We start from the raw sequence: 13,294 nt of genomic DNA, 5'->3' as shown, positions 1-13,294 counted from the left end.
TTTTTTAGTTAATGGTTAATTATTCAATGCCCAATTGTATCCTTTATAACGTATTTCTGCCTCCGGATCAATAGTGATTTTCGAGTATTTATTGATGAAATCAATAACATCATCAAAATCTTTTTCGTACCATTCAAATAGTCTGGATATTTCGATGTTCTTTTTTGAAAGTCTGTTGTATTTTGGATTGTTTATAAACAGCCTGCTTTGATTGTTCAGTTGATGATCCAGTTGATCCCCATAATAAGGTTTATTCAGTAAGGGCGGACAGCTTTTGGCTGCACAGTTGACCGCGAAATGAATACGAGGATCATTGAACCCAGGACGGATGATGTCATGCTCTATTTGATTCAGAGAATAGGTACCTCCATGCAGCGTTATCCATTGCTTATCCCAGGGCTCCCCGTTGGCGATATCCTTTATGGACTTTACAGGCCAATGATCAATGATCAATTGGATCGTAAATGCATTGTAAGCATTAATCCAGTAGGCCAATTGTTGGTCTTTCTTTAGATTCTCTGGGTTGACATCAGCCAGATCACGGAGAAACTGGCCAAGTTCTTCTTTTTGATTTTGGACTATATTTTCATAATTCACCTGCCCGGCAGGTGATACATTTTGGGATAATATCTTTCCATAAAGACTATAATCTACCTGCCCGGTCGTTTTATTCAAGCATAGTGCAATAACCAAAAAGGGAATTATCAGTTTTATAAACATCGTTTTTATGTAATACAATAACATCAAGGAAATAAAACTATAATTGTTACTATATCACAAGCTTTTATATGGAAATTAACATTATGCGCCAATTCCTATTCAGCTAAAAAAAGGCTTGACCCATCGTCACGCCCGTTTCTTCAAACCCTATAATCCCTTTCTGTCTTCCTCGATGGGTGGTGCTATGGGATGAATCATTGTAAGCCCAATCAGTTCATCTTCTTCGGGACCAATTGCACCCCACCCCAAAAACCCACCAGTAGAACGGGCAACATGGCGTGCAAAGCTGCGAAAACTAAGATAAAGTTCATAAGCTAACTGGTGGTCATCCAATTTTGCAAACACGTCATTCAAATTGGCTAATCTGAATTTCAGTTCTTTCATGGTACTATCTGCATCTTCATTGAACTTATTCACCCAGAACTCAACATCTTCCTGGAAAGTCTCGCCTGCTTCTTTGTAAAATGTGGATAGACGACGCGGCAAATTGTAAGACCTTATATCAGTAACCTTTGCTGCCCAGTCTGTTTCATGGTCTTCGATGGTTCCATCCGCTCCCGCGATCAAAACTGTTATATATGAGATGGCATTTTTCAGATTCTCATACTCGCTTTCACTAATACCTTTGAATTCTTCAATCATTGTTCTTAATTTTTCGTTACACTGGCAAAATTAAATTTATCCTGCGTATTCTCATTCGTTTTCTCAAAAAATATTAAGACATTTAAGGTCAGTTACGGAAAGATAATTCAATTAACACGAAAAGACATGTTTACAGTGAAGCAACTCCCCTATTTTTTAGCAATTTCTGTGATACTCGGGTTATTGCTTTCGGGCTGCAATTTCTTTTCAGACGGAAATGAAACGGATAATGATTCTACAGAACGTGAAGTTGAAGAAGAACTAAAATATGGACAAGTTGTCGTGGACAATCTCCGAATGCGCGATGGGTCGGGTTTAGGTGGAAATGAAATCACCCAGATTGGTAAGGGTCAGTATGTCCGCCTGACCGGGAAAAAATCGGACACTACAGAGACCATCTCAATTCGAGGTTTGAATAAACCACATTATTGGCATGAAATAATATTCAATGGTGATACAGGATGGATTTATGGTGGTGGAATGGAAATTCTGGAATCTGACGAGCTTACCATTGCCGGTCGAGTCAAAGATTTTATTATCGAACCAGGCATCCGAGCAGGTATTGTAACCAAAGAGTCAACGCATGAAGAACTCGTCAGTCAGATGGGCCCTGGTGAAGTCATCAAAGACAAGCTTCATCTGGGTGGAGAAGAAACCGTAGAGGGCACTATTTTGTACCCGAACTCCAACAATGAATTGAAAATCTACTGGAAAAATCAGGATTTTGAAAACATCCAGCAGGTCATAATTTCAAAACCCGGTGCACAATGGCAAACCAAATCAGGGATCCATATCGGTCAATCGATTCAAGAAGTAACAGCTATCAATGGGACGCCGTTTGAATTGACCGGATTCCAATGGGATTTGGCCGGTACAACATTAAACTGGCAAGGTGGCGATCTCAACCCCAAACTCACATTGAGCTTTGATTATCATGGAGATATATCAGTATACCCATTTCTTATCGGTGATAAAGTGATTTCGTCAGATAACAGCAGTTTACTCAAACTCGAACCCCGGGTCCGTCAAATACTCGTTTCCATTACGGAGTAAAAAAAAGCAGAACGGACGGAAATATATAAATCATCGTAAGGACCACCAACTGAATAATAATAAAGGGGATGATGCCCCGGTATATATCCCGTGTTTTTACTTCAGGAGGAGCTACCCCTTTGAGATAGAACAGAGAGAATCCAAACGGTGGCGTCAAAAATGAGGTTTGTAAATTGATCGCAAGTAGGATTCCCACCCATAGTAAATCTATTTCATAGGCATTGAGGATGGGCAGCACAATGGGCACGATGATAAAAATGATTTCCACGAAATCGATAAAAAACCCAAGGATAAATACGATTAATAGAATCAGAAGAACCAAAATATCCGGGGATAATTGAGCAGACTGTATTAATTCCAATATAAGGTCATCACCATGCAGCCCACGGAAAACGAGAGAGAACGTAGTCGCACCGATAAGAATAAAAAAAACCATCGTCGTCAACCGGGTGGTTTCCCGGCTGGTTTCTACTAATTTTTTAAAGCTGAACTTTCCGGCTATCACGGTCAATAGGACCGCCCCAAATGCACCTACCGCTGCGGCTTCCGTCGGAGAAGCTACCCCGGCAAAAATAGAACCCAAGACAGCTACCATCAAAAACAGTGGCATCAGAAGTGCCGTGAATATCGATTGAACGGAAATGTGGTCCGTTGAATGGCGAGCCACCGGAGGAGCTACTTCAGGCTTTGCTTTCGCAACGACCAACACATAAATTATGTACGATCCCACGATGATCAATCCAGGTAAAATAGCTGCCAGAAAGAGATCGCCCACAGACACATTCAATACTGTACCCAGAAGAATCAAAACAATGGAAGGCGGAATGATCTGACCCAGGGTACCTGATGAAGCAATAATTCCTGTAGCCAATGGAATGTTATATCGCGACTCGATCATGGATGGTAAGCTGATGAGTCCCATAGTGACTACTGTGGCTCCAACGATCCCCGTGGAAGCAGCTAATAATGTTCCTACAATAATCACACTTACACCAAGCCCACCCCTGACTTTCCCAAAAATTTGCGCCATTGTTTTGAGTAGTGTAGCTGCCATTCCACTCTTTTCAAGCATAATCCCCATAAATACAAACAAGGGTACGGCAAGCAACACGTAGTTACTCATAATCCCCATGATTCTGGATGGAAGAAAGTTGAAAAAATCAGGACCAAGCGTCAGCAGGCCGGTTATGGTCGCTACCCCGGCCAACGTAAAAGCTACCGGAAATCCCAACACCAGGCACAAGAAAACTACGCCGACCATGACCAATGCGATCCACTCCATCAATTCCCAAGTTTTTTTAGAAAAACCTCCACTTCCGGGTTGGTCAGTCGTACACCACATTTTACTGCAAATAACAAACTATATACGAGCAGTAATCCAAATGACAATGCCATCATATATTTGATAATATATCGGTATGGAAGTCCACCCGGATCAGCACTCATTTCATTCATTTCAAAAGAATGATGAGCGTATTTAAGCGAAGTCAGTAACACGATGACACACCACGGTATAAGGAATACCACAGTTCCCAATAGATTGATCCACAATTGTTGGATCGGGGACCTGTTCGAATACCAGACATCGACCCGGACATGGTCGTCATACTGTAATGTGTAAACGACTCCAAAGAGAAATATCATTGAAAAAACATGCCATTCCAGTTCATTAAGCCAGGCTGAGGAGGAGAAAAATAAATAACGTGCCACCACATCCACCAGAATCAAAACCACCAATAGAATATTAAGAAGACTGACGTATTCGCCTATTTTGACAAAAAGCTGATCAATCCGTCCGAACATAGCTGGTTTCATGTGCTCAATATGAAAAAATAGATTGATAAAATAAAAAAAGCCACGAAAATATCGTGGCTTTTTTATACTCTTATGTGAATGCAGATTGTTTAATTATTCTCAAAATAAGAGGAATCGATCGTTCCACCAGCTTCGACTTTCTCAAGTCGTTTGGCAAACTCATCAGATATATCCATCTTATTTTTCCGTGCAAAGATCTCTTTGAGCGCAATCAAGGTATTCCGGTCACTTGGATTTACTTTCTCTGCTCGTTTAAAGTATGGTAACGCCTCGTCAAATATTTTATCGACCTCTGCTTTCTTAGCATCATATTTTTTCATTCCCTCGGATGTCAGGTCATCAGCCATAGCCTGAAGTTCTTGAGTACCTTGTGCAGCTTGATTATAATACAACGCACCGATGCTATAAATGGCATCTACATTGTCGGGATTGACTTCCAATGCTTTTTCAAAATACACCTTGGCGCTGTCAAAATAAGCTGCGGCCTGTTCAGCGTCCGAATCCATCATTTCCTGAAATAAGCGATCATACACTGAGCCGGTTGTCGTATACAAGGACACATTTTCCGGATCTTTGGCAATGGCTTCTTTTAATTTGCTTTCCAGGGACTGGATTTCATTATTTTTAAGCGCCGCATTGATTTCAGCATACAAAAGAGTCAGATCATCGGGATACTTTTGTCTTCCTTCTTCCAATATAGCAGCTGCGGCATCAGGATCATCCTGGGCCTTGATTTTGAACAATCCTTCGTATAGACTCGGATCATCATAATCATTCTCTTTCAATTCCATGTAGTACGGAGTAGCCAATTCATACTGTTCGGCCAGTAATGCTGCATAGCCAGCCAGGAACAATTGATTATTCATCGCCTCCTCGTCATTGAGGGGACTGTCCTTCTCATTTTCTTTGAGCAGTTCATGTATGTCCAATACATTTCTAAAAATATTATACGCGCCCATCGGATCACCAGCCTGCAATACGGTGATACCGGAATTGCTCATGGATTGGATTAATCCAGCCATCCCGGCCAGGGCATCGTCTTTATCACGGCTTTTATCCGCTACTTTATACGCCTCTTTGTAAGCCATGTACGCTTTGTTCGCTTCCTGAAGAAACTGAGGTTTGTACGCTTCGTCCATCAAACTGCGCTTATAATCCAATTCCAAATAGGCGCTGTAGATGTCTCCCATCGTATTCCACATACCTGCATCAGACTTCATGTCTTCATCTTTCGCCGCAGACATGATCAGATTTACAGCTTCATTCAATTCATCGACTTTGGAATTATCGAGTTCAAAAGAGCTGAGATTTCGTTTGGCTTGCCGGTAGGCTTTTTTCGGATTGACGTCTTGCGCCTGAACACTTAGGGTTCCGAATAATGCCAGTAAGGCAAAAGTTATAATTTTTCTCATTGGTAAAATGCTGTTTATGATTAAATTCATTCTTATGACTAATGAAATATAACAAAAATTATTTTATTCATGTTAAGGTAATTCTACAAAATCGTTAAAATCACTCCTCTTCATCAATGGGAACAACTTCTTCGAAATCATCTTCTTCATCACCACCCCGGATGACAGTTATATCTGCAATAGCATCATTTTTATTCAGTGAAATCAGACGTACACCCTGGGTAGCTCTACCCATCACCCGGATATTAGCAACATCCATGCGAATCGTCAGACCCGATTTGTTCGTGATCACGAGATGATCTTCCTCTGTGACAGATTTCAGGCCGATTAGCTGGCCCGTCTTTTCGTTGACATTAATGGTTTTTACCCCTTTGCCACCCCGGTTTGTGACCCGGTACTCTTCCAGCAATGATCGTTTCCCGTTTCCTTTTTCCGACACCACCAGAATCGTTGCATCGTCATCATCTTGATCGACGCAAACCATACCTACCACGCGGTCATCTTCATCGTCAAGTCGGATTCCGATCACACCGGCTGCATTTCGGCCCATGGGACGCACCTTGGACTCATTGAATCGGATGGCCCGACCATTCCGGTTGGCTAGCAGAATTTCACTATTTCCGTTCGTCAGTTTCGCTTCCATCAATTGATCACCCTCGTTGATGGTTATCGCATTGATACCATTCACACGTGGTCGAGAATATTGCTCCAAAGAAGTTTTCTTGATCAAACCTCTTACCGTACTAAACATGATATAATTATTGACCAAGAACTCTTCATCGGTAAGATCCTGGACGATGATGTAAGCCATCACCTTATCATCTTTCGGAATTTGCAGTATATTTTGAATAACCCGCCCTGTAGCATTTCGACTTGCTTCTGGAATTTCGTAAACCCGCAACCAAAAACATCTGCCTTGCTCGGTAAACAACAATAGGTAATTGTGGGCATCGGCGACAAACACATGTTCCAGAAAGTCGGCTTCCCGGGTTCTGGATCCTTTTGATCCTTTTCCACCCCGGCCTTGCACTTTATATTCAGCGGATTTTGTTCGCTTAATATAACCAAGATGAGAAATCGAAACAATCATTTCCTCGTTGGGGATCAGATCTTCGATGCTAATTTCACCGTCGGCATAACTGATCTCTGTCCGTCGCTCATCGCCGTATTTCTCTTTGATCACTCGTAACTCTTCCACCACAATCTCTTTTTGAAGATCGATGCTGGCCAGAATTTCTTTGTAGTAAGCTATGTTTTCCATTAACTCGTCATACTCAGCCCGTAGTTTATCGATTTCCAGACCGGTCAGCTTCTGCAGTCGCAGTTCCAGAATTGCTTTGGCCTGCTTCTCTGTAAACTCAAAGCGTTCTATCAACCCATCGCGGGCTTCATCAACCGTATTGGATCCACGGATAATCTTAATGACTTCATCGATATTGTCGACAGCAATGATAAGACCTTCCACTATATGTGCCCGATCTTCAGCTTTCTTTAAGTCAAACTGAGTACGCCGAACAATGATTTCAATCCGAAACTCAATGAATTCCTCGATCAGTTCTTTAAGTGAAAGTAAATGAGGTCTGCCTTTTACCAGCGCAACATTGTTCACCCCATATGAGGCTTGTAACTGGCTGTATTTATAAAGTTTACTGAGCACTACTTGCGCCATAGCATCCCGTTTCACCTCGATGACGATCCGGATTCCCTCGCGATCCGATTCATCACGAACTTCTGATATTCCCGTGACTTTTTCATCTCTTTTCAACTCGCTGATTTTTACAATCAGGGAGCTTTTATTAACCTGGTAAGGAATTTCGGATATAATGATCGTCTCCCGCCCTCGGTTATCGACTATTATTTCAGATTTTGCCCGAAGAACGATCCGTCCACGTCCGGTTTCAAAAGCCTCCTTTACCCCTTCTACGCCATAAATGATTCCGCCGGTTGGAAAATCAGGCGCCTTGACATGTTCCATCAAGCCTTCCGTATCAATATCCGGATTCTGAACCGTAGCTATGACGCCGTCTATAACTTCAGACATATTGTGTGGAAGCATATTGGTTGCCATTCCGACTGCAATTCCTGAAGCTCCATTGACAAGCAGGTTTGGAAAGCTGGATGGCAATACTGAAGGTTCCTTCAGAGAGTCATCAAAGTTGAAGTTAAAATCAACCGTATCTTTTTTGATATCGCCGAGAAGCTCGTCTGCCAATCTGCCCAACCGGGCTTCGGTATATCGCATGGCAGCTGCTTTATCACCGTCAATGTGACCAAAGTTTCCCTGTCCATCAACCAGTGGGTATCGAAGTGACCAATCCTGAGCCATCCGTACCATGGCTTCGTACACAGATGAATCACCATGCGGATGATACTTCCCAAGCACTTCTCCGACGACCCGGGCGGACTTCCGATGTGGCTTATTATGAGCCAACCCCAGGTCCTGCATAGCGTATAGTATACGCCGGTGTACAGGTTTCAACCCATCTCTTACATCAGGCAAAGCCCGGGAAACAATCACTGACATCGAATAATCGATGTAAGCGGTCTTCATCTCCTCTTCGATGTTAATTGGGATAATTGTTTGTTGTTGTGGCATTTATAGTTATCTATGGTTTTTTTAAGCGATGCAAATGTATTAAAAATATATAGTATTTAATAATCAATATCAAACTGAATTATCCACAAAACCTGTATTTTCGCCGTTAATCTTAAAACACCACATTACTATGACCGATCCTAAACGGGAAAAAATCAAGCCTTACGAGGAAGATTCAGCAGGCAAAAAAGAACAAGTCACCCGCATGTTTGACAATATTGCCGGTGGCTATGATTTTCTCAACAGACTGCTGTCGGCACGATTTGATGTCAAATGGAGAAACAAGCTCACCAGTCAAATACTCGTCCATTCTCCAAAAAATATTCTTGATGTAGCTACAGGTACGGGTGACGTGGCGATCACGCTCGGACACAAAGATAAGAATGTTCTCATTGATGGCGTGGACATTTCTCGGAAAATGCTTGATGTGGCCGAGAAAAAAGTCCGTCGGGAAAAAATGGAGGACCGGATCAAGCTATCTGTAGAAGACGCTGAAAACCTTTCTATGAAGAATGAGACCTACGACGTCGTCACAGCCTCCTTTGGTGTTCGAAACTTTGAAAATCTTCAAAAAGGGTTATCCGAAATGCATCGCGTATTGCGACCAGGCGGACATATTTATATACTGGAGTTTTCCAAGCCCAAAATCTTCCCCTTTAAACAAGGATATAATTTTTATTTTCAAAACATTCTTCCTTTTATCGGAAAAATCCGCTCGGGGGACGCCAAGGCCTACCAATACTTATATGAATCCGTACAGGCTTTTCCTGATCGCGAAAAGTTCCTGGATAAATTACAAGAAGTTGGTTTTAATAGCGTTCAATGTACTGAACTCACATTAGGTATATGTCAGATATATTCAGGAAAAAAATAATTGGTCTGCTTTGTTGTTCCTTTTTCGGGACGATGGTATTGGCACAACACGGTGATGGACTGCACAACTACCGGAATAAACAGCACAAGAACTACTACTTTGGCATTTCCTTTGGTCTGCACAAAAGCAATCTTAAAGTCCTGCATAGTGAAGATTTTCAAGATCAAAAGAATATTTCACTGATCGAATCTTATTCAAGTCCCGGGTATGACATTAAGGTGATCGGAAACTTAAAAATAGGTGACTACTGGGATTTTCGGCTACTTCCTGGTTTTTCATTCGGGCAGATGCAAATGATGTACCAACACAATACATCGCCCACAGATAAACCGCTCAAACTGGATTATGTATATGGGGAACTCCCCTTTCAGGTCCGCTATAAATCCCATCCATACAAAGATATGAGGGTATATGTTTTTGGGGGATTTAAGTACGCTTTTGATATTTCCAGTAAGTCCAGGTCAATCAATACAGACTTCCATGTTTCTGCTTCCGATTATTCATTGGAAGGTGGTATCGGGATGCAATTCTTTTTCCCGTATTTTATCTTGTCTCCCGAGATCAAACTCACCAAAGGGATCTCCAATATACTCATCAACAACAATCAGGAATCAGATGCCGGTTTGCTGCAAAAAGCACTTTCTCAAATGCTGACCTTTTCTTTTCACTTCGAAGGCTAACAGGGAAGATTTTAGATTTTAGATTTCGGTATGTAGAATGGTACATTCTTAATCTATATCGTTCCACCAATTTGCCTTTGAGCTTTGACCTTTACTGCATCTTGATTCCGCTCGGTGTATCACTTTTAGCTTGTGCCTTTGAGCTTTGAGCCCTGTTTGCTTTCAGCTTCTGCACTTTCAGCTTTGACCTTTTCTGCTTCTATGCTTTGAGCTTTCACCTTTCACCTTCCCCCTTTCTCCTTGTTCCTTTCACCTTTCAGCTTCTGCACTTTCAGCTTCTCTGCTTTGACCTTTCACCTTTCACCTTTCACCTTTGAGCTTCTGTGCTTTCAGCTTCTCTGCTTCAGCGATCATATCGGGGAAAAACTGATTAAAATGCTCGGAAAGCTCTTGTTTATGCAGTTCCAGCACATCCACAGCATTTTCAAATCCGGTATGGAAACGGGCGCGTTGAATCATTTTAGAAAATGCAAACAACTGACCTTCGATGGTGGTATATCGATACAGGAAATCTCCGGTCACCATATTGTTGATTCGCGATCTCAACCGTTCAGGTACCACAGCCATCTGGTTTTCAATCTGTGTATATTGCTGTTGGGCGAAACTGCGAAAATCATTCTCAGAATACCGATCCCACTGCTGATAAAGTATATAATCATAATAGAGATCCAATGCCACACCGGCATATTTATGAAAGTAGGGTCTCAACGTTCGTTTCATAGCCCGGTTTACTTCATGGCGGTCGGTAAATGAGTCTATTTTCCGATGAAATCGAACCCCTGGGTACAAAATATCTGCATGTAGTTTTATTTCAGAAGCGGTCATCATATCTGCAAGAAAATTTCCGATGACAGCATCGGGGTAATCACGTGACAAGAACAGATGAGCCAAATAATTCATATAATATTTACTTTTTGCGTGACTTCAAGGACCAGGCATTGGATTTACAAAGATATAAATCTATCTTTGCGCCCTTTCTAAATTATATAGAACTATAACAGTATGGCTTTACAATGCGGCATCGTCGGGTTACCCAATGTAGGAAAATCAACTTTGTTCAATGCGTTAACTGCAGCAAAAGCTTTGGCAGCGAATTATCCATTCGCCACCAAAGACCCCAATGTTGGAATCATTACGGTGCCTGACGACCGGCTCAATGAACTGGAAAAAATCGTTAATCCGGAACGCGTTCTTCCGACCACCGTGGAAATCGTCGACATAGCAGGACTGATCAAAGGAGCCAGTCAAGGGGAAGGGTTAGGCAACCAATTTCTGGCCAACATACGAGAAGTTAATGCCATACTCCATGTCGTCCGGTGTTTTGAGAACGACAACGTGATTCACGTCGATGGAAAAATTGACCCGGTTCAGGACAAAGAAATCATTGATACCGAATTATTGCTAAAAGATATCGATGCGGTCACAAAACGCGTAGAAAAATTAAAGAAAAATGCTAAATCCGGTGATAAAGAAGCTGTCCGTCAGCTGGAATTTGGCCAATATATCCTAGAGCAATTGGAAGAAGGCCATCCAGCACGAACCATTGAACTTTCCAAAGACCAGCAGGAATTGATGAATGACATGATGTTACTGACCGCCAAACCAGTACTGTATGTCTGCAACGTAGATGAAAACTCCGTCATCAGTGGAAATGCAATGACCGAAAAATTCAAAGAGGCCGTCAAAGATGAGCAAGCCGGTGTTATCCTGATTTCTGCCGAAATTGAATCGGAAATCATCCAGTTGGACGATCCGGAAGAACGGTTGATGTTTTTGGAAGAAATGGGACTGCAGGAACCGGGCGTAAACCGCCTCATAAGAACCAGTTATGAACTTTTGGAACTCATCACTTATTTCACAGCCGGGGTGAAGGAAGTTCGTGCATGGACTGTCCCCAAGGGCGCGAAAGCTCCCCAGGCCGCCGGTGTGATTCACTCTGATTTTGAAGAAGGGTTCATTCGTGCAGAAGTCATTTCGTATGAAGATTATATAAAATACGGTTCGGAAGCCGCGGTCAAAGAAGCAGGCAAAATGGCTGTCGAAGGCAAAGAGTATGTCGTCCAGGATGGAGACATCATGCATTTCCGGTTTAATGTGTAAAGTAGCCAAAGCTTCCAGCCTCGGGATAATCTCCAAAAGCAGGTTGCATTTGTACCATTTCCTAGAGGGGCACGCGAACCAACGGACAGGTCATGCAATGCGTCCCCCCACGAGCCCTGGATAATTCTGCGGATGGAAGTGTGATTATGGTATTGCGAATTTCTTCAGCATTTATCGTTCCATTTTCCAGTTCCTGGATCACCTCCTTCGCTGGTCGGATGGAAAATCCATGATTTCTAAAAATTTCTTCCGTCCTGGGATTGCGATCGTAAGCGATCGCAACACCAGGTTTGATGGCAACCAGATTACTGCCATCTGTCCACTGTTCGCGCTCCTGATATGGACTCTCGCCCCCTCCAACGGGTAAAAATCGGGTATCTTGATTAATTTCATTGATTACAAATTCCCGTACGGAGGGATAGTGCCGCTCCATCCCTTTTCGATGAAAAAGCGTCACATACGAACTCCTGCCTTCCTGGATGACCGGCTTATAATTCACCAACATGCCATGATCAATCCAGGTCATGATCGTATCCAGATGCATAAACGAACGCTCGAGCGGAATATTTACCTGTACCACATGATCGACCAGACCTTTTTCAAAAAGAACATCCCGTAGTATCTGTACGGAATATTCGTTGGTTCGTTCACTGACTCCGATGAGCAGATATTCCTGATTGATCATCATAATATCACCCCCTTCCATGGAGACAGACTCACCCATTTTCGAGGGTGGGAACAGATTCACATCATTCATATCAATGATCCGACCCGCTTTATTCAATGGTTCAAAGAAAGGATGATGCTTGAAAATATATCGACTGAGCAGATTTTCACGATACCGCGCTTTGCGCGCAGCTCGGGTCAGTATCAAGTGATCTTTCACCACAGCAGCAATGTCTCTGGTGAAAATAAAATTGGGGATCGGATCCAGAAAATAGATATCTTCTTTCTCCAGATAACCTGTAATCACAGAATGCGCCAGTTCATTTGCAGACAATTGACCCAGGATTTCACCCACGCGGTCAGGCAACTCTTCAAATTGGAGAAGGTCATGAATCAGAGCATTTTTCACATTTTTCCCCTGTTCGATGGCTTCGCAGAGCATATCTTCCGCTTCGAGTACATGCTCCTCCCCGATCAAAAGTTTCAATAAGTGAATGAATGTAGCATGTTCCTCCCGAATCCCCTGATAATCGACTATATCGTCAAAGAGCAGTTCGCCAGATCTTTGGGGACTGACCCGGCTGACACCCTCATCCGGAGAATGAACAAGTACCTTCTGTAAAGGCTGAATTTCTGAATTTACGCTGATATCGATCATATTGACGTAAATATAGCATTAAATCATGCAATATGAAAAATGACACTGCTATGTGGTCTCGACTTTCCTGACAAGACC

Annotated in this window: 12 protein-coding genes; 4 read left to right on the top strand and 8 right to left on the bottom strand. The window is 42.5% G+C overall.

All coding sequences use genetic code 11. The features are described from left to right. Nucleotides 1-15: 15 nt before the first annotated feature. Entirely contained in the window at nt 16-720 is a 705-nt protein-coding gene (locus KUV50_RS03115) for a DUF547 domain-containing protein (protein WP_222578633.1), read from the bottom strand. A gap of 147 nt (nt 721-867) precedes the next feature. Beyond that, on the bottom strand, nt 868-1,362 hold the full coding sequence (locus KUV50_RS03110) for a hypothetical protein (RefSeq protein ID WP_222578632.1): 495 nt from the start codon (nt 1,360-1,362) through the stop codon (nt 868-870). Nucleotides 1,363-1,488: 126 nt separating this feature from the next. Between KUV50_RS03110 and KUV50_RS03105 the strand changes: the two genes are divergently transcribed. Beyond that, nucleotides 1,489-2,415, top strand: coding sequence for a hypothetical protein (locus KUV50_RS03105; RefSeq protein ID WP_222578631.1), 927 nt, complete (start codon nt 1,489-1,491; stop codon nt 2,413-2,415). Here the strand turns inward: KUV50_RS03105 and KUV50_RS03100 are convergent. From KUV50_RS03100 to gyrA, 4 genes are all read right to left on the bottom strand, one after another. Next, entirely contained in the window at nt 2,405-3,697 is a 1,293-nt protein-coding gene (locus KUV50_RS03100) for a TRAP transporter large permease subunit (RefSeq protein WP_222578630.1), read from the bottom strand. The genes KUV50_RS03105 and KUV50_RS03100 overlap by 11 nt on opposite strands. Next, nucleotides 3,697-4,230: a TRAP transporter small permease subunit gene (locus KUV50_RS03095; RefSeq protein ID WP_222578629.1), complete on the bottom strand. Its 534-nt coding sequence runs from the start codon at nt 4,228-4,230 to the stop codon at nt 3,697-3,699. Before KUV50_RS03095 ends, KUV50_RS03100 begins: the two co-directional genes overlap by 1 nt. A gap of 89 nt (nt 4,231-4,319) precedes the next feature. Continuing rightward, a complete protein-coding gene (locus KUV50_RS03090; RefSeq protein ID WP_222578628.1) occupies nt 4,320-5,642 on the bottom strand; it encodes a tetratricopeptide repeat protein in 1,323 nt (440 codons plus the stop codon). Nucleotides 5,643-5,742: 100 nt separating this feature from the next. Further along, nucleotides 5,743-8,238, bottom strand: a complete 2,496-nt coding sequence (gene gyrA / locus KUV50_RS03085; protein ID WP_222578627.1) for a DNA gyrase subunit A — start codon at nt 8,236-8,238, stop codon at nt 5,743-5,745. Between the two features lie 130 nt (nt 8,239-8,368). Here gyrA and ubiE point away from each other — a divergent pair, with 130 nt between their 5' ends. Both ubiE and KUV50_RS03075 read left to right on the top strand, forming a co-directional pair. Beyond that, complete coding sequence (gene ubiE / locus KUV50_RS03080) at nt 8,369-9,112, top strand: bifunctional demethylmenaquinone methyltransferase/2-methoxy-6-polyprenyl-1,4-benzoquinol methylase UbiE (RefSeq protein ID WP_261394974.1); 744 nt, start codon at nt 8,369-8,371, stop codon at nt 9,110-9,112. Next, nucleotides 9,085-9,792 (top strand): outer membrane beta-barrel protein, encoded by a 708-nt coding sequence (locus tag KUV50_RS03075; RefSeq protein WP_222578626.1) that lies wholly within the window; start codon nt 9,085-9,087, stop codon nt 9,790-9,792. The genes ubiE and KUV50_RS03075 overlap by 28 nt, the downstream gene beginning before the upstream one ends. 300 nt (nt 9,793-10,092) lie before the next feature. Here the strand turns inward: KUV50_RS03075 and KUV50_RS03070 are convergent, their stop codons facing one another. Then, nucleotides 10,093-10,692 (bottom strand): ACP phosphodiesterase, encoded by a 600-nt coding sequence (locus tag KUV50_RS03070; RefSeq protein WP_222578625.1) that lies wholly within the window; start codon nt 10,690-10,692, stop codon nt 10,093-10,095. Nucleotides 10,693-10,794: 102 nt separating this feature from the next. Between KUV50_RS03070 and ychF the strand changes: the two genes are divergently transcribed. Next, on the top strand, nt 10,795-11,892 hold the full coding sequence (ychF, locus tag KUV50_RS03065; RefSeq protein WP_222578624.1) for a redox-regulated ATPase YchF: 1,098 nt from the start codon (nt 10,795-10,797) through the stop codon (nt 11,890-11,892). Between the two features lie 61 nt (nt 11,893-11,953). Here the strand turns inward: ychF and KUV50_RS03060 are convergent, their stop codons facing one another. Then, nucleotides 11,954-13,216, bottom strand: coding sequence for an arginine deiminase family protein (locus tag KUV50_RS03060; protein ID WP_222578623.1), 1,263 nt, complete (start codon nt 13,214-13,216; stop codon nt 11,954-11,956). Between the last annotated feature and the right edge of the window lie 78 nt (nt 13,217-13,294).

Source organism: Membranihabitans marinus (assembly GCF_019802045.1).
In the GTDB taxonomy this organism is placed as follows: domain Bacteria; phylum Bacteroidota; class Bacteroidia; order Chitinophagales; family Saprospiraceae; genus Membranihabitans; species Membranihabitans marinus_A.
This window is presented reverse-complemented; position numbering and strand designations above follow the sequence as displayed.